The sequence below is a fragment of the Tunturiibacter empetritectus genome, from assembly GCF_013410875.1.
Classification (GTDB): Bacteria; Acidobacteriota; Terriglobia; order Terriglobales; family Acidobacteriaceae; genus Edaphobacter; species Edaphobacter empetritectus.
Map to the genome: position 1 here is coordinate 272,450 of NZ_JACCCU010000001.1, position 15,553 is coordinate 288,002.

The 15,553-nt window shown below is 58.2% G+C and carries 14 protein-coding genes and 1 tRNA gene; 8 read left to right on the forward strand and 7 right to left on the reverse strand.

Annotated features, from left to right (window positions below):
* Window positions 1-22: 22 nt before the first annotated feature.
* Entirely contained in the window at window positions 23-2,539 is a 2,517-nt protein-coding gene (locus HDF08_RS01090) for an ABC transporter permease (protein ID WP_179636607.1), read from the reverse strand.
* Window positions 2,540-3,047: 508 nt separating this feature from the next.
* Between HDF08_RS01090 and HDF08_RS01095 the strand changes: the two genes are divergently transcribed.
* From HDF08_RS01095 to HDF08_RS01125, 7 genes are all read left to right on the forward strand, one after another.
* Window positions 3,048-3,968 (forward strand): alpha/beta hydrolase, encoded by a 921-nt coding sequence (locus tag HDF08_RS01095; RefSeq protein WP_179636608.1) that lies wholly within the window; start codon window positions 3,048-3,050, stop codon window positions 3,966-3,968.
* A 420-nt stretch (window positions 3,969-4,388) separates the two neighbouring features.
* Complete coding sequence (locus HDF08_RS01100) at window positions 4,389-5,999, forward strand: DEAD/DEAH box helicase (protein ID WP_257030821.1); 1,611 nt, start codon at window positions 4,389-4,391, stop codon at window positions 5,997-5,999.
* A gap of 211 nt (window positions 6,000-6,210) precedes the next feature.
* Entirely contained in the window at window positions 6,211-6,726 is a 516-nt protein-coding gene (locus HDF08_RS01105; protein ID WP_179636609.1) for a VIT1/CCC1 transporter family protein, read from the forward strand.
* 95 nt (window positions 6,727-6,821) lie between these two features.
* Window positions 6,822-8,474 carry an ABC-F family ATP-binding cassette domain-containing protein gene (locus tag HDF08_RS01110; protein WP_179636610.1) on the forward strand — a complete coding sequence of 551 codons (1,653 nt, stop codon included), beginning with the start codon at window positions 6,822-6,824 and terminating at the stop codon, window positions 8,472-8,474.
* Between the two features lie 271 nt (window positions 8,475-8,745).
* Window positions 8,746-9,147 carry a DUF2237 family protein gene (locus tag HDF08_RS01115; RefSeq protein WP_179636611.1) on the forward strand — a complete coding sequence of 134 codons (402 nt, stop codon included), beginning with the start codon at window positions 8,746-8,748 and terminating at the stop codon, window positions 9,145-9,147.
* Between the two features lie 250 nt (window positions 9,148-9,397).
* Window positions 9,398-9,826, forward strand: a complete 429-nt coding sequence (locus HDF08_RS01120) for a MarR family winged helix-turn-helix transcriptional regulator (protein ID WP_179636612.1) — start codon at window positions 9,398-9,400, stop codon at window positions 9,824-9,826.
* Between the two features lie 151 nt (window positions 9,827-9,977).
* Entirely contained in the window at window positions 9,978-10,934 is a 957-nt protein-coding gene (locus HDF08_RS01125) for an oxidoreductase (RefSeq protein WP_179636613.1), read from the forward strand.
* A gap of 82 nt (window positions 10,935-11,016) precedes the next feature.
* Here HDF08_RS01125 and HDF08_RS01130 read toward each other — a convergent pair.
* Window positions 11,017-11,093 (reverse strand) — tRNA-Arg (locus tag HDF08_RS01130).
* Between the two features lie 123 nt (window positions 11,094-11,216).
* On the opposite strand from HDF08_RS01130, the gene HDF08_RS01135 reads away from it, so the two are divergent.
* On the forward strand, window positions 11,217-11,756 hold the full coding sequence (locus tag HDF08_RS01135; protein ID WP_179636614.1) for a DUF2911 domain-containing protein: 540 nt from the start codon (window positions 11,217-11,219) through the stop codon (window positions 11,754-11,756).
* Window positions 11,757-11,823: 67 nt separating this feature from the next.
* On the opposite strand, the gene HDF08_RS01140 is transcribed toward HDF08_RS01135, so the two are convergent.
* The 5 genes from HDF08_RS01140 to gcvPA are packed head-to-tail and all read right to left on the reverse strand — an operon-like array spanning window position 11,824 to window position 15,550.
* Complete coding sequence (locus tag HDF08_RS01140; RefSeq protein ID WP_179636615.1) at window positions 11,824-12,105, reverse strand: hypothetical protein; 282 nt, start codon at window positions 12,103-12,105, stop codon at window positions 11,824-11,826.
* 1 nt (window position 12,106) lies between these two features.
* A complete protein-coding gene (gene gcvPB / locus HDF08_RS01145) occupies window positions 12,107-13,651 on the reverse strand; it encodes an aminomethyl-transferring glycine dehydrogenase subunit GcvPB (protein ID WP_179636616.1) in 1,545 nt (514 codons plus the stop codon).
* Window positions 13,641-13,856, reverse strand: coding sequence for a hypothetical protein (locus HDF08_RS01150; protein WP_179636617.1), 216 nt, complete (start codon window positions 13,854-13,856; stop codon window positions 13,641-13,643). The genes gcvPB and HDF08_RS01150 overlap by 11 nt, the downstream gene beginning before the upstream one ends.
* Before the next feature lie 3 nt (window positions 13,857-13,859).
* The gene (locus HDF08_RS01155; RefSeq protein WP_179636618.1) at window positions 13,860-14,204 is read right to left on the reverse strand and encodes a hypothetical protein; all 345 of its coding nucleotides are present in this window, start codon (window positions 14,202-14,204) and stop codon (window positions 13,860-13,862) included.
* A gap of 2 nt (window positions 14,205-14,206) precedes the next feature.
* The gene (gcvPA, locus tag HDF08_RS01160; RefSeq protein WP_179636619.1) at window positions 14,207-15,550 is read right to left on the reverse strand and encodes an aminomethyl-transferring glycine dehydrogenase subunit GcvPA; all 1,344 of its coding nucleotides are present in this window, start codon (window positions 15,548-15,550) and stop codon (window positions 14,207-14,209) included.
* Window positions 15,551-15,553: the final 3 nt, after the last annotated feature.

Here is a 15,553-nt window from a genome sequence, read left to right on the forward strand (position 1 = left end):
ATCTCCGGCATGCCAGAGAAACTTATTCCGCACGCAGCGCAGTCGTTGGATCAACCGAGGACGCACGTCGCGCAGGCACAATCGCCGCAATCATCGCGACTACGGCAATCAGTAAAGTCACACCGGCCAGCGTAAGCGGATCTGCGGATGACACGCCGTAGAGCTGACTCCGCAGCAGCCAAGCCAGCAGCACTGAGCAGGGAATCGCCAACACGATCCCAATTCCCGCCAGACGCAGCACATCGGCCAGCACCAGACGCGATACTCCCAACCGCGTTGACCCAAGCGCGATGCGAATGCCGATCTCCCGTGTGCGCTGTGCCGTTGAGTACGCCAGTACCCCGTACAAACCAACCGCTGCCAGTAATGTCGCCAGAGCTCCAAAGGATACTGCCAGCAAAGAGATCATTCTCTCGTCGGAGAGATCGTCGTCGATCTGCGCGTCCATCGTACGTAGCGATACGATCGCGAGTTTCGGATCGAGCTGCTGAATGGAGCGTCGGATTGTTGGGAGTTCCTGCGCCGGATCGCCGAACATCCTCAAGTAGAGGAAGAGAATTGCAGGAGTGGGGTTCTGTTTCAATGGGCGAAAACGGGTTGGGGCCACTGCATCGCGAATGCCTTCGTGCTTTGCATCCCGAACGACTCCGACGATCTCGGTATCCAGCTTTGCCTTATTTCCACCGCCGCCAGCCATCTGTCGTCCGAGGCAGCTTTTGGTGTTGCCGCAGAAGTGCTTTGCGAAGGACTCGTTTACGATCGCCACCGATGGATGAGCGAGGTCATCCTCTTCAGTAAAGGATCGTCCTTCGATTACAGGAATCTCCAGCGTTGAGAAGTACGATGGAGTGACAAATGAACTCTCTACTTGAAAGTCATCATCAGGTGGCGCTGTGTATCCAGAGACCGAAACGTTGGCCATCGTATCGTCGCCTGCAAGCTCGGCGTCAGTTGTTGCCGCAACAGACCGAACGCCGGGCAATGTCGACAACTTATCCATGACACGCTGATGTAAAGCTGCAACCGACGATGGGGCATAGCCTGCAAGCACCGGGTTTATACCGAATGTGACCAGGTGCCCGGTAGTAAAACCGACATCGACATGCCGAAGGTTTTGCATGGTGCGTACGAAGAGGCCCGCGCCGACCAGCAGAATAACGCTGAGGCCAACCTGGAGACACACTACCGAGCGCCGAAAGCCGAGCCTGCTTCCTGTGCCTGTGGCGCTCTGTTGCCGCAGCTCGCTGGTCAGGTCAGACCGGCGAAGTTGAAGCGCGGGAGCAAGACTGAAGAAGATGCTTGCCGTAACTGCGATGGCGAGATTGAAGCCAAGCAAACGCGTGTCTACCGACGAGGCAAAGGCAATATATGCAGTATCCCCGGCGAGTTGATGGATGAGCGCGCGCATGGCAAAGGGGGCGACCAACATTCCAAGCAGGCCTCCGGGAAGTCCAATCAGAAGTCCTTCGAGGAGAAGCTGCCTCAGAATACGAAGCGATCCAGCGCCGAGAGCCTTCCGCACAGAAAACTCCCGGGCGCGCACCGCCGAGCGGACTAGAAGCAGACTTGCAACATTGGCCGCAGCCATCAACAGAACCAACAACGCCATTCCCATCACTGCGAAGAGCGGTCTTCGATAGTAATCCCGTTGGTAGGAAAAGCCTCTAGATCCCGGCAACAACTTCATGCGACTGTTTGTCAGAAACTCATCGGTGAAGTGCTGCGACTGTGTGCCCAGTGCCTTCAACTCCTCCGCGCGAAGGGAGTGCCATAGCGGGTTCATCGAAGCTTCGGCGTGAGTGCGCGATACTCCTGGCTTGAGCCTGCCAAGAATGTTGATCCATCGATCTTTGTGATTGGCTAGTCGCGTCCCTTTGCCTGGCATAACCTGGTCAAGCATCGACATAGGCACAAAGACATCCGGCGTCTCGCCCCAGATAGCGCTTCGGAAGCCCGGTGCCGAAACTCCCACGATCTGAAAAGGATGATCATTGATCAACGCAGTGGCGCCGACGATTGCAGGGTCTGCACCAAAACGGTTCTTCCAGAGATCAAAGCTAACGACTGCAACAGGATTCGCATCAGGCTTCATATCGTCGCTTTGCGTCAGGAGTCGACCCACCGCCGGCCTGACGCCGAGCAGAGTGAAGTAGTTTCCACTGACAAGCTCCGCTCTGCCATGTTGCGGGTCGCCGTTGTAGACGAATCCAATGTCTGCCGGAGCCGTAGCCAGCATTCCGTCGAACACCTGATTCTGATCCCGCAAGTCGTTGTACATCGGATAAGAGAAATAGGCCTCCTCGTCTCCTCCGTGATTACTGAAATGACCCTCCCAAACCTTTCCAGTTCCCTCGAGAACCACCAGTTGCTCCGGCGCGCGCACAGGTAGCGAGCGCAGCAACGCCTGGTCCAGCAGCGAAAAGATCGCCGTATTCGCACCCACGCCCAGCGCAAGGGTCAGTACAGCGGTCACCATAAATCCCGGCGACCGGCGGATCTGGCGAAGCGAAAAGCGAAGGTCCTGCAAGAAGGAGTTCATCTCTGCCTTTCCCCGAAAAACGAGTGACACGCTGCTTCGGTGAGCTTGCAGTTAAGCACACAGCAGTTAAACTACCAATCCTGTGCACGCCCAACCCATTACAAATAAAGGAGCGTCTGACTTCACCTACTTCAAGAGCTGTTCATCCATGGAGCCGCCTGTTCATTTGCGGACGCGACCTCAACGAATTCATAGGCCGGCATGGGTTAGTTTGAGATTCACGACAACAGGTTACCGAAAACCTGTTTTCACCGAATGTCGAGTCAGTTCGGGATCACAGATGGGAAGCCGACTTCTCGTTACGAATGCGCAGAGCATCGCTTTCTGTTCGACGGTTCATAGAGAAGACAGAGCGAATCAGCGTGGCCCAGCGAACCGGTGGAGCATGGGCCTTCCTCTCGTCATCGGAGTGTCGCATGACCGAGGTCTTTATCCCGGCATCCTATGTTGTGTTCTATATTTCTCGGGAGCAGCCTGCCTAATTAGGTCCAGCTTGTGGGAGGGCACCATGATTTTTCGTCTTATAGCTTCCATCAGCCTACTGGTTCTGGTTCTAACGAGCGCACCCGAGTTGACGGCGCAGTCACCGCCGCCGCCTTGTAAGAGCACTGTCACCGGGACACTTGAAGTGGTTCCGTTAGAGAGCAAGGTGTATGGGGATAAACGTCTTCTGCGGGTGTGGCTGCCCAGCGGCTATTCCGGCTCTACGGCTCCCGCGAAGCGGTACCCAGTGCTTTACCTCTTTGACGGGCAGTTCCTTTTTGACCGCTGCACCTCTCAGCCGTTTCCAGATGAGTGGCACGTCGACGAAGCCCTGACGGATTTGATCGCGAACAGAACTGTGATGCCATTGATTGTGGTCGGAATCGACAACGCTGGCCCGGGCCGCCGTGAGGAAGAATACTCTAGGTATGGCGCGATGGCAGACGCACCGCAAAAGCTGTCGGCGTTTATGACGCGAGAAGTCCTGCCGCTGATCGATGGGCGTTACAGGACGATTGCGGACCGGACTCACCGGGGTGTGGGTGGTTCATCGCTGGGTTCAGTCGCCGCGTTGAGTCTTCTGCTGGACCAGCCAGATACGTTCGGCCTGGGCTTGCTTGAGAGCACTTCACTGCAAGTTGGGAATGGCAGAATGCTGCAAGATACCTCGACGATCGTGCAAGGACCGTCTCGCGTCTCCATCGGAGTGGGTACGACGGAGGTGCCACCAGCGGAAGCTGCTGCGCATGGATTTCCTGATTTCGATGTTGCCTTCGTCGCGATGAGCCGGACGCTCGCCGAGAACGTGAAGAAGAGCTTGATGAACCATCCGAAGGTAAAGTTGACGGTCGAGCCGGGTGGGCAGCATCAGCCCAGATACTGGGGAGAACGCTTCGGTCCCGCGGTTACATTCCTGTTCCCGCTGGAGCCAGACGCTACGAAGTAACCGAATGTTTCTCGCATGCCGACTGCATTATGAGGAAGTCCTGATAAGCGCGCTTTCGTTTACCGGTGCCGCCTATATCTCTGATTCGCAGTCCCCAGAAAGTTGGGTTGTCAGCAGCCTCATCATGCACTCCAAAACTGATCCGTTACGTCCGGCACAACCTCCATCGTCAACCGCACTGCCACTGTGGTATACTTATTTTGTACTCTGACTAAAAGGAGTACGGGCATCGCAGGCAAAGACTCTTCATGGACTTCGGAGTTTGGCCAGAGACTGCGATTCGCCTCTTCCCACCGCATACCTTCCCGAACGTTGGAAGCCGCGCTGGTTGCTCTGGCTGGAAGGCTCGTCAATGGACGAGTCTCGCCGTGCAGCAGCAGCGCTTCGATTCCCGACAGCAATGCTGACTAATTGAAATCCATGATGCCACGCTGGCATCTCTGCACCCCTATGCCGCTCTATAACGCCCTCTATCCGGGCCACCAGACAGGAAAAACTTTGAACTCCGCAACTCTAGACGCAACAGAACAGAATAATGAGATCACTTCGAAACACCAGCACTCCGCCCCGGAAGCCAGCACAGCCGTCGCGAATCCCGCAGGCCTCCCTCTCGTTGAGGATGTTCGCTTCACCGACTTCAACATCTCGGATTCGCTTAAGACCCGCCTCACCAACGCCGGCTTCACCATGCCGACCCCGGTGCAGGCCAAGGCCATCCCGCCCGCGCTCGAAGGCAACGACATCCTCGCCACTGCCTCCACCGGCACCGGCAAGACCCTCAGCTTCCTCATCCCGATGATCCAGCGCATGGACGCAAACTCCGTCCCCAGCACCAAGGGCAAGCGCGGTCCCATCCGTTCCCTCATCCTGCTGCCGACGCGCGAACTCGCCATGCAGGTCCTCGAGGCCTATTGGAAGCTCGTCCCCGGCTCGAAGAGCGACGCTGTGCTCGTCTGCGGCGGCCTCTCCGAGAACAACCAGCTCGATCAGCTCGACCGCGGCCCCCGTCTCGTCGTCGCGACCCCTGGCCGCCTCGAAGACTTCCTCCGCCGTCGCGAGATCAACATCAACTCCGTCGAGATGCTCGTGCTTGATGAAGTCGATCGCATGCTCGACATGGGCTTCCTTCCCGCCATCCGCCGCATCGTCGGCGCGCTGCCGAAGACCCGCCAGACCATGTGCTACTCCGCCACCCTTGACGCGAACATCCGCGAGATCGTCCGCGACTACGTCAACAAGCCCGTCCGCGTCGAGATCGGCCAGACCTCAAAGCCGTCCGACCGTGTCGAACTCCGCGTCTACACCGTCATGCAGGACCAGAAGCTTGGCCTGCTCGACCAGATGCTGCGCCAGGAGGAGGGAACCTTCCTCGTCTTCTCACGCACCAAGCATGGTGCTGACCGCATCTCGAAGAAGCTCGAGAAGCTGGGCCACGATGCCGACGTCATCCACGGCGACCGCAGCCAGTCGCAGCGCACCGCTGCTCTCAAGGGCTTTGCCACCGGCCGTCACCGCGTCCTGGTTGCAACCGACGTAGCCGCTCGCGGCATCGACGTGCAGGACATCGCACACGTCGTCAACTACGACCTGCCCAATGCCTCGGACGACTTCGTCCACCGCATCGGCCGCACTGGCCGCGCCGGCAAGAAGGGCGTAGCCACCACCTTCGTGATGCCTCAGGAGCGTCACGACGCCCGCAAGCTCGAGCGCGAACTGAAGATAAAGTTTGAGTGGCGCGAAGCCGATAAGAACCTTGAGAAGGAAGTCCGCAACGCACCCCTCGACACAACAGCTCAGGGACAGGACCTCATGCAGCTTGAAACCCGCTCCTGGAAGGGCAACGATCCCGTCACACCGATGACGACGCCCAACGCCAACTATGGCGGCAACAAGAGTGGCTTCCGCAGCCGCAACGGTGGCGGCGGCTTCTCTGGCGGACGCAACTCCGGTGGCCGTGGCCCCGGTGGCCGTCCCAACAGCAACAGCCGCCCCGGCAGCAGCCGCTCCGGCCCAGCTCGCCGCGGCCAGTAACTCCGGCACTCAGACACAAAGACGCTCCGCTCTGCCAGCCAACCAGCCGCAGAGTGGAGCGTCCGTCTTTCCGCACACGGCGCTTTATTGAGGCCCGCTATCAGAGAACTGGCAAACTCTAGCGGTCTCTTTATGACTGCGTGAAACAGCCCTCGTAAAAGCCGACGCCGGCCATCGGTTAGATTCATCAAACTTCATTGAGATCAAAATTATGTCGGAAAACCTCCCTAACCTGACCGAGTTCAGCGAAATCGTCGCCAACGACAAGAACTTTGTCCTGCGCATCGTTCAACCTGGTCTGGCCGGGCTTATGGACGGCTCCGTCTCTACCCTCGCGCCCATCTTCGCCACTGCCTTCGCCACGCACAACTCGCGCACCGTCTTCCTCATCGGCGCGGCCTCCGCGGTCGGCGCTGGTATCTCCATGGCCTTCTCCGAAGGCCTCTCCGACGACGGCGAACTCACCGGGCGCGGCAATCCCATCTTTCGCGGTATCGTCACCGGCCTGATGACCTTCATCGGCGGCTTTCTTCACACGCTACCGTTTCTCATCCCCAACGTTCACACGGCCCTTACGTGGGCGTACGGAGTTGTCGGCGTTGAACTCGTCGTCATCGCTCTCATCCGCCATCGCTACTTCAAGACCAGCTTCGCGCTCTCCTGCCTTCAGGTCATCGTAGGTGGTGGTCTGGTCTTCGCCGCTGGCGTTCTCATCGGCCAGTCCTGACCCAGCACCTCCGCAAGGGAACACCAAAAGCGGCGAATATTCACACCCAAAACGAGAAAATTGATGTACACCCCAGCTAAAATGAAAGTAATACCATGATCTCAGTATCCAACGTCACTATGCGCTATGGCTCGAAGCTCCTCTTCGAGGATGTTTCAGTCACCTTCACTACCGGCCGACGCTACGGCCTCACCGGACCCAACGGCGCCGGCAAATCCACCTTCATGAAGTGCCTCACCGGCGAGATCGACCCTCAAAAGGGAACCGTCGTACGCCCAAAGAAGTTGGGCGTTCTGAAACAAGATCAGTATGAATTCGACGCTTACCGCGTGGTCGACACCGTCATCATGGGCAACAAGGGCCTCTGGGCCGCTCTTGAAGAGCGCGAGATCATCTACGCCAAGCCCGAGATGACCGACGAAGACGGCTCCCGCCTCGGCGAACTCGAAGGCATCGTCGGCGACGAAGACGGCTACGAGGCAGAGTCCAACGCCGCCGTCCTCCTTCAGGGCCTCGACATTCCCGACGAGCTCCACGAGCGCAAGATGTCCGAGCTACAGGGCGGCCAGAAGGTCCGCGTGCTCCTCGCGCAAGCCCTCTTCGGCAATCCTCAGGCCTTGCTCCTCGACGAGCCCACCAACTATCTCGACCTCGAGTCCATTCACTGGCTTCAGGACTTCCTCATCCGCTACAACGGCACCGTCATTACCATCTCGCACGACCGGCACTTCCTCAACAACGTCTGCACCCACATCGCCGACATCGACTACGAGACCATCATCACCTACAACGGCGGCTACGACGACATGGTCTTCCAGAAGACCAGCGTCCGCACCCGCATCGAGAGCCAGAACGAGCAGCGCGAAAAGAAGATCGCTCAACTCAACGACTTCATCGCCCGCTTCTCCGCCGGCACACGCTCCTCGCAGGTGAACTCCCGCAAGAAAGAAGTCGAACGCCTCGCGACCAGCGAACTCGCCCGCTCCAACATCGCCCGCCCCTTCATCAGCTTCAAGATGGAGCGACCCTCCGGCAAAAACGTCCTCGAGTTCGAGCAGGTCAACAAGTCCTACGTCCAGAAGGACGGCAAGACCGAGCACGTCATCAACAACTTCACCGCCTCGGTCACACGCGGCGACAAAGTCATCCTCATGGGCCGCAACGGCCAGGGCAAAACCACCCTCCTCAAAGCTCTGTTGGCCAACGGCCCCGGCATTGACGAGCTAGGCTTCGAAGACAAATCTGTCTCAATCGACTCCGGCACCGTCAAATGGGGCCACGAAGTCTCCATTGGCTACTTCGCCCAAGACCACAAAGGCTCCATCCAGCTCGGCATGACAGCCAGCGACTGGCTCCACCAGTTCGATCCCCAGGCCACCAAGGAAGACATTCGCGGCATCCTCGGCCAGATGCTCTTCAAGGGAGAAGAGGGTCTCAAGAAGACCGACGCTCTCTCCGGAGGCGAAGCTGCCCGTCTGCTCTTCTGCAAGATCATGCTGCAGAAGCCCAACGTCCTCGTCCTCGACGAGCCCACCAATCACCTTGACCTCGAAGCCATCAACGCGCTCAATCAGGCGATCCAGAAGTACGAAGGCACAGTCTTCCTCGTCACTCACGACCAGGATCTCATCGAAGAGGCCGGGACGCGCATCTGGCACTTCGAGGGCGGCCCCACCGACTTCCACATCACCGACCACAAAGGCCCTTACGAGGAGTATCAGCAGCAGCTCGCCATCGTCGCAAAATAAGGTCCTGCCGGACGGGCCCGCTACGCTTGCCACCCCTCGAACGAAGACCTGTTCGCGGGGGCCCCGATCCGAGCGGTCACTTCGTGACGCGTATACCGGTCCCGGCAAGATGAACCTCCACGGTCCTCCCGTTGGTCGAAGATCAATCTCTCCCCCGACCAACGGGAGGACCAGCCGAAGGGGTATACAAGTCACGAAGTGACCGCCGCCCGCGCAGGGCGCCCATCCGGCAGGACATATCCTTCCCAAAAAGTGGGATACTAGAAGTCTCATGCCCACCGTAGAACCCATCAAAAATCGCGGCAAAAACGTCCTCGGCCAACCCCTCGACCTCTGCGGCTGCGAGCCCATGACCGGCTTCTACCGCACCGGCTGTTGCGAGACCGGCCCTGACGACCACGGCGTCCACACCATCTGCTGCGTCGTCGACGCACTCTTCCTCGAAGCCTCCAAGGCCCTTGGCAACGACCTCAGCACGCCCATGCCGCAGTTTGGCTTTGAGGGCCTGAAACCCGGCGACCGCTGGTGCGTCTGTGCCGCTCGCTGGCTGCAAGTCCAGCAAGCCGGAGCAGCCTGCCCCATCATCCTCGAAGCCACCCACGAGAACACCCTGAAGATCGTCCCCTTCGAACTCCTCATCCAATACGCCGTCATCCCCAGCCAACTCCACTAGCTACGTTCTTTCCATGCAAAGCTGCGCCGAATAAACTCAATCTCCTCCTAAGGCCGATCGACGTAATATTTTTCTAACGTTACCAGCCTGCTTAGCAGTTTTTGCGGGAAGTTTAAGAATAAACAAGCAACCACAGCTAGGTTCGTTTCCGGATCGCCGACGACCCGGGACTCTCGGTGCTGTTTTACAGCGTGTCGATGACAACGAGCCTATTTGCCAATAACATCCTTCGATAGACTGGATACAAGTTATGATCAGTCGCGCCAAGGCATCCGAGATGCTCGACCTCTTTTCGTCCGTCAAGCGAGCAAAAGGCTGGGCCGAGACGCAGATGTATGCGCCCTGGGAACTGGGCCCTACCCAGGTTCGCCTGCTTGAATATCTCGCCGAACACAATGGAGTGTCACAATCGCAGCTCGCGAAGGCGACTGACACGGACAAAGCGTTGACGGGCAGGGCGCTGCAAACACTGATCGATCGAGGTTGGCTCCTTAGAGAACGCAGTAGCGAAGACGCACGAGCGTATGTCCTCTCCCTCGCTCCGGCTGGCCGCAAGCTGGTGAAGGAGTTAGGGAAGATGCGTAATCAGGTCATCGAGCGTCTCGCCCGCACGCTCGATAGTCGAGACGTCGACGACTTCCGCCGTATTGCAGGAAAGCTGCTCGCGCCGGTTCAGTAGCATTCTCCGGCAGATCCTTGCGGATAAGTCGAGGCGTGTAGACCGTTGACAATAGTAGATGGGTCTACTATCTTAGTGGTAGACCCATCTACTAAATGGGCTGTGAATACTAAAAAGCACGTATTTCGAGAAAATACACCGAGGATCTTCTATGCAAACATGGACGGCGGCGGACATTGCATCACAGACCGGCAAATTAGTTATCGTGACTGGAGCGATGGGGGGATTGGGATTCGAGACCGCGTTGGAACTTGCGCGGGCGGGCGCAGAGGTCATCCTTGCAGGTCGCAACAAGGAGAAGGGCAGCGTTGCGACACAACGTATACGGCAGCAGGTAGCCTCGGCAAAGGTGCATTTTGAAGATGCAGACCTGGGCAGTCTCGAATCGATCAAGGCGTTTGCAAGCCGGATGCTCAATCAGGGCCGACCCATAGATATTCTGATCAATAACGCTGGAGTGATGGCGCCCCCAAAGCGGGGGTCCACCATCGATGGATTTGAGTTGCAGTTTGGCACCAATCACCTGGGCCACTTCGCTCTCACTGGACGCCTGCTGCCGCTGATGCTCCGTTGCGATCAACCCCGCGTCGTCACAGTAAGCAGCCTCATGCACCGGATGGGCGGTGACATCCATTTCGACGACCTGCAGTGGACGAGCCGGTACAAGCCAAATGCGGCTTATGCGCAATCGAAGCTGGCCAATCTTCTATTCACCTTCGAACTGCAGCGGCGAAGTAACGCGAATGGGTGGGGTTTAATCTCCAACGCAGCACATCCCGGCGCGGCGACCACCGACCTCATTTCAAATGGCGCCGGAATGGACAAGCCGCTCAACATGAAATTTGTGTCTTTGATAGGTCACTCCGCCGCTGCGGGCGCACTGCCAACCCTTTATGCGGCAACCTCACCCGACGCGAAACCGATGAGCTATTACGGCCCGAAAGGACTGTTCGAGCTCAAGGGAGCAGTCGGGCCAGCGATTGTCTCCGGCAAAGCGAAGGATCCTGCCACTGCCACACGACTTTGGGATGTCTCAGAAGAATTGACCGATGTCCGATGGCCGGATACAAGAAGTAATTCTGCTCTCAAGAATATCGCGGCCCAGTAAAGCGCAACCCATTAGTAATCCGTAGTGCTTCCAGTGTTCGTTTTTCCGAAACTACAGACCATCTCTTTTGATGTGGGGGGAATGGTGCGCCCGAGAAGATTCGAACTTCTGACCTACAGCTTCGGAGGCTGCCGCTCTATCCAGCTGAGCTACGGGCGCATACCTCTAGCCTAGCACGATCGCTTCCGGTTGACAGCCCGCGGCCCTTCGGTGGAGCATCATCTCCAGCACTGAAAAGCCTTCCCAACCGCAGCCCAGCGCATCACGAAAGAGAGACCAAGTATGCACCTCCGCTCCCTAGCCTTAGCCGCCTGTTGCACTCTCATGACCACCGCAACCACGCTCCAGATCACCGCTCAAGATGCCAAGCCCCTCGCCAGCCCAGCCGCCACCGCCGAGGCCAGCCTCAACGGCAAGCAACTCACCATCAAGTACAACTCCCCCCGCCTCAAAGGCCGCACCATCGGCACCACCATCGTCCCCTACGGTCAGGTCTGGCGCACCGGAGCCAACCCCGCCACCACCTTCATCACCGCGACAAACCTGAAGATCGGCACCCTCGACGTCCCGGCCGGCACCTACACCCTCTACACCCTGCCCAGCGCCAGCCAGTGGCTCCTCATCGTCAACAAGCAGACCGGCCAGTGGGGCACCGAATACTCCGAAGCCCAGGACCTCGGCCGCACCCCCATGACGAGCAAAACCCTTCCAGCATCGCAGGAGAACATGTCCATCTCCTTCGAACACACCAAAGGAGCCACCACGGAACTCCACGTCAAATGGGCCACCACCGACGAATATGTAACTGTTAAAGCCCAGTAAGCCAGCCGAGTAAGTCAGCTCAGCCAAGCAAGGCCGGCCGGAGAAGTCGAAGCGCGAAACAGAAAACCTACTTCGCCGCTTCCTTCTCCAGTTCGAGCCGATCCAGCCGTAACCGCTCCATCACCGAAGCGACCAGCTCCTTCGCTCCATTCAAATTCATCAACACTGCCTGCAGATCCAGCGCCGGAACCGCAGGATTCCGCGTGCTCGCGCAGTAAACCCCATGCTGCCCAATCAGGACCAGCGCATCGGTCAGCACATCCAGCGTCACCGCCAGCCGTCCGCGCGCCTCTCCCATCATGAACTCATACTTCTCCAGCTCATCCTGCCGATCATAGAAGACAGACACGCTACCACTCCTTCGCGGCCGTATCGACCAGCACCGGCTCCGCAGCCACAGGAGCCTTCCAGCGCAGAATCGGCTTCCTCGCCGCCGTCGTCTCATCCAGCCGCTGCAGCCGCGTCGTATGCGGCGCCGTCTGCACCAGCTCAGGATTCTCTTCCGCCTCCCGCGCAATCTGCTTCAGCGCATCGATCAGCAGATCCAGCTCCTCGCGGCTCTCGCTCTCGGTCGGCTCAATCATCATCGCGCCGTTGACCACCAGCGGGAACGAAACCGTATACGCATGGAAGCCGTAGTCGATCAGGCGCTTGCCCATATCGCCCGTCTTCACGCCGTTCTTCGCCTGCAGCTTGTCCGAGAACACAACCTCATGCAGCGACCGCGTTTTGTACGGCAGCTCAAACGTGCCCTCCAGCTTCGCACGAATGTAGTTCGCATTCAGCACGGCATCCTCAGTCGTCTGCCGCAGCCCATCCGGCCCATTGGCCAGAATGTACGCCAGCGCCCGCACAAACATCCCGAAGTTGCCGTAGAACATCCGCACGCGCCCCACACTCTGCGGCCGGTTGTACTCCAGCCCCAGCTTTCCATCAGCCTTCGTCACCACAATCGGCGTAGGCAGAAACGGCTCCAGAATCTTTTTGCAAGCGACCGGCCCCGACCCCGGACCACCGCCACCATGCGGCGTAGAAAACGTCTTGTGCAGATTCAGATGCATCACATCGACGCCAAAATCTCCCGGCCGCGTCTTGCCCACCAGCGCGTTCATATTCGCGCCGTCCATATACAGCAGCGCGCCCTTCGCATGCAGAATGTCCGCAATCTTATGAATGTCGCTCTCGAACACACCAATCGTCGAAGGATTCGTCAGCATCAGCGCAGCGGTATCTTCATCGACCATCCGCTCCAACTCAGCCACATCCACCATGCCTTGAGCATTCGACTTCAGATTGGCAACCTCGTATCCGCATACGGCAGCAGTAGCCGGATTTGTCCCATGCGCCGAGTCTGGAATCAGAATCTTCTTCCGCGGATTTCCCTTCGACTCGTGATATGCCCGCACCAGCAGGATGCCCGTAAACTCACCATGTGCGCCAGCCGCCGGCTGCAGCGTAATCGTGTCCATGCCGGTAATCTCAATCAGCGCATCGGACAGCGTCTTCATAATCCCCAGGCAGCCCTGCGACAGCGACTCCGGCTGATAGGGATGCGCCTCCGCAATCCCCTCCAGCCGCGCCACGGCCTCATTCACGCGCGGGTTGTACTTCATCGTGCAGCTTCCCAGCGGATACATCCCCAGATCGATCGCATAGTTCCACGTCGAAAGCCGTGTGAAGTGCCGAATGATCTCGATCTCGCTCAACTCCGGCATCACGCCGAGATCCGTCCGCACGGAATCCCCGAGCAGCGCCACCGAATCCACCGCCGGCACATCCAGCTCCGCCAGCCGATAAGCCTTCTTCCCCGGCGAAGACTTCTCGAACATCAGGTCTTCGTTCTGATTCGTGTGCGTCGTAGCCTTCTTCGGCGTCCCTACAAACTTATCTGCCATTTGTTTTGCGCCTCTCTGCTAATGTCTGCTGTTTTGCTTGACGGGTTTTTGTAAACCAGAAGAAACTTATGGCCATAATGAGCAAATCGATGACGATTCGTAAAGTTGCGTGAAGGCCTGAGGAGCTTTTCCATAGAAAGGCAAGCATTAGGTGTGCCGTTGCAAGCATCGCGATAGTGAAACTTAAAACGCGTTCTAATTTCATGACCTAGAACTCCTGCGCATCCGCTGCGCTTCCGGTCTCCGAGTAGCTCCCCGACTCCGGCCCATCCAAATCTTCTTCCCGCAAAGAAAGCCCAAACACCGTGCCATTCTCAAACTCAATCGTCAGCGCGTCGCCCTCTTCAAGCGTAGCCTGCACAACCTTGTCATTGATCTGCGCGCACAAAGCATTCCGATACTCCGGCTCACCATAAGCCACCGAAAACTCCGGAAACAAAACATGCGGCCACGCATGCAACGTCAGCAGAGGAGCCTCAAACCGAAGCTGCAGGAAATCCTCGACGAACTCAACCGCCTTCAACTCTTCGCCAACAATCGCCGACACATCCATCGTTAAGCCTTCTTGCCTGCAAGCGACGCCGCAACCGCATCCATCTGCTTCCGCGTCGTCAGCTCGGTTGCGCACCACAGGCTCGCATTCGGCCCAAGCTCGGGATACCACTTCTGTAGCGGCAATCCACCAATGATCTTGTCTCCAAGGAGAGCAGCGTTGGTCTCCTCAGCACTCTTCGGCAGCTCCAACACAAACTCATGAAACCGCGGCGCCCCATCAAACAGCACCTTCGCGCCAGCAGAAGAACCAAGCACGCTCTGCAAATAAGCCGCCTTGGCCAAATTCTGCTCTGCCAAATCCTTCATCCCCTGCTTGCCGTACACGCTCAAGAAGATCGTCGTCATCATCGCAACCAGCGCCTGATTCGTGCAGATGTTCGAGGTCGCCTTCTCCCGCCGAATATGTTGCTCACGAGTCGACAGCGTCAGCACAAACCCGCGCTTGCCATCCTTATCCTTCGTCTCGCCGATCAGCCTTCCCGGCATCTGCCGCAGAAACTTCTCCTTGCAGGCAATCACGCCGCAGTAAGGCCCGCCATATCCAACCGCCACGCCATACGACTGCGCCTCCAGCGAAACAATATCCGCCTCAGCCGGCGGTCGTACGATCCCCAGCGACACCGCCTCCGCAATCGAAACGATCAGCAGCGCGCCCTTCGCATGAGCAATCTCAGCAATCGCCGCAACATCCTCAATCGTGCCAAAGAAATTCGGCGACTGAATCAACACGCAAGCCGTATCCTTCGTGATCGCAGCATCGAGCGCCGCCAGATCCACGCGCCCATTCGCCGAGTATCCAACTTCAACCGTAGGAATCTCCTGGTGCTGCGCATACGTCGCAATCACCTCGCGATACTCCGGATGCACCGTCCGCGCAATCACCGCGCCATCGCGCCCGGTCACGCGCACCGCCATCATGATCGCCTCAGCCGCGCCGGTCGAGCCGTCATACATCGACGCGTTCGCAATCTCCATCCCCGTCAGCTCGCAGATCATCGTCTGGAACTCGAACATCGCCTGAAGCGTTCCTTGCGAGATCTCCGGCTGATACGGCGTATAGCTCGTCAGAAACTCACCACGCTGCACCAGCGAATCGATAATCACGGGCCGATAGTGCCGATAAACACCCGCGCCCAGAAAGCTCGAATAACCAACCGCGTTATTGTCCGCAAACTCGCGAAAGCGATCCAGAATCTCCGACTCCCCATGCTGCCGTGGAATCTTCAGATCGCGCTTCAGTTGAAACTCCGCTGGAATCGTAGAAAACAGATCGTCGATCGACGCCACGCCAATCTCGGCAAGCATCTCCTCGCGATCCACGGGGGACTTCGGCAAATAGCGCATCTC

What these genes read in the sequence shown, in the direction of transcription:
- HDF08_RS01150 (WP_179636617.1), bottom strand. Translation starts at nt 13,856, where the DNA reads ATGAAATTAGAACGCGTTTTAAGTTTCACTATCGCGATGCTTGCAACG.
- gcvPB (WP_179636616.1), bottom strand. Translation starts at nt 13,651, where the DNA reads ATGGCAGATAAGTTTGTAGGGACGCCGAAGAAGGCTACGACGCACACG.
- HDF08_RS01120 (WP_179636612.1), top strand. Translation starts at nt 9,398, where the DNA reads ATGATCAGTCGCGCCAAGGCATCCGAGATGCTCGACCTCTTTTCGTCC.
- HDF08_RS01105 (WP_179636609.1), top strand. Translation starts at nt 6,211, where the DNA reads ATGTCGGAAAACCTCCCTAACCTGACCGAGTTCAGCGAAATCGTCGCC.
- HDF08_RS01115 (WP_179636611.1), top strand. Translation starts at nt 8,746, where the DNA reads ATGCCCACCGTAGAACCCATCAAAAATCGCGGCAAAAACGTCCTCGGC.
- gcvPA (WP_179636619.1), bottom strand. Translation starts at nt 15,550, where the DNA reads ATGCGCTATTTGCCGAAGTCCCCCGTGGATCGCGAGGAGATGCTTGCC.
- HDF08_RS01095 (WP_179636608.1), top strand. Translation starts at nt 3,048, where the DNA reads ATGATTTTTCGTCTTATAGCTTCCATCAGCCTACTGGTTCTGGTTCTA.
- HDF08_RS01135 (WP_179636614.1), top strand. Translation starts at nt 11,217, where the DNA reads ATGCACCTCCGCTCCCTAGCCTTAGCCGCCTGTTGCACTCTCATGACC.
- HDF08_RS01125 (WP_179636613.1), top strand. Translation starts at nt 9,978, where the DNA reads ATGCAAACATGGACGGCGGCGGACATTGCATCACAGACCGGCAAATTA.
- HDF08_RS01100 (WP_257030821.1), top strand. Translation starts at nt 4,389, where the DNA reads ATGATGCCACGCTGGCATCTCTGCACCCCTATGCCGCTCTATAACGCC.
- HDF08_RS01155 (WP_179636618.1), bottom strand. Translation starts at nt 14,204, where the DNA reads ATGGATGTGTCGGCGATTGTTGGCGAAGAGTTGAAGGCGGTTGAGTTC.
- HDF08_RS01090 (WP_179636607.1), bottom strand. Translation starts at nt 2,539, where the DNA reads ATGAACTCCTTCTTGCAGGACCTTCGCTTTTCGCTTCGCCAGATCCGC.
- HDF08_RS01110 (WP_179636610.1), top strand. Translation starts at nt 6,822, where the DNA reads ATGATCTCAGTATCCAACGTCACTATGCGCTATGGCTCGAAGCTCCTC.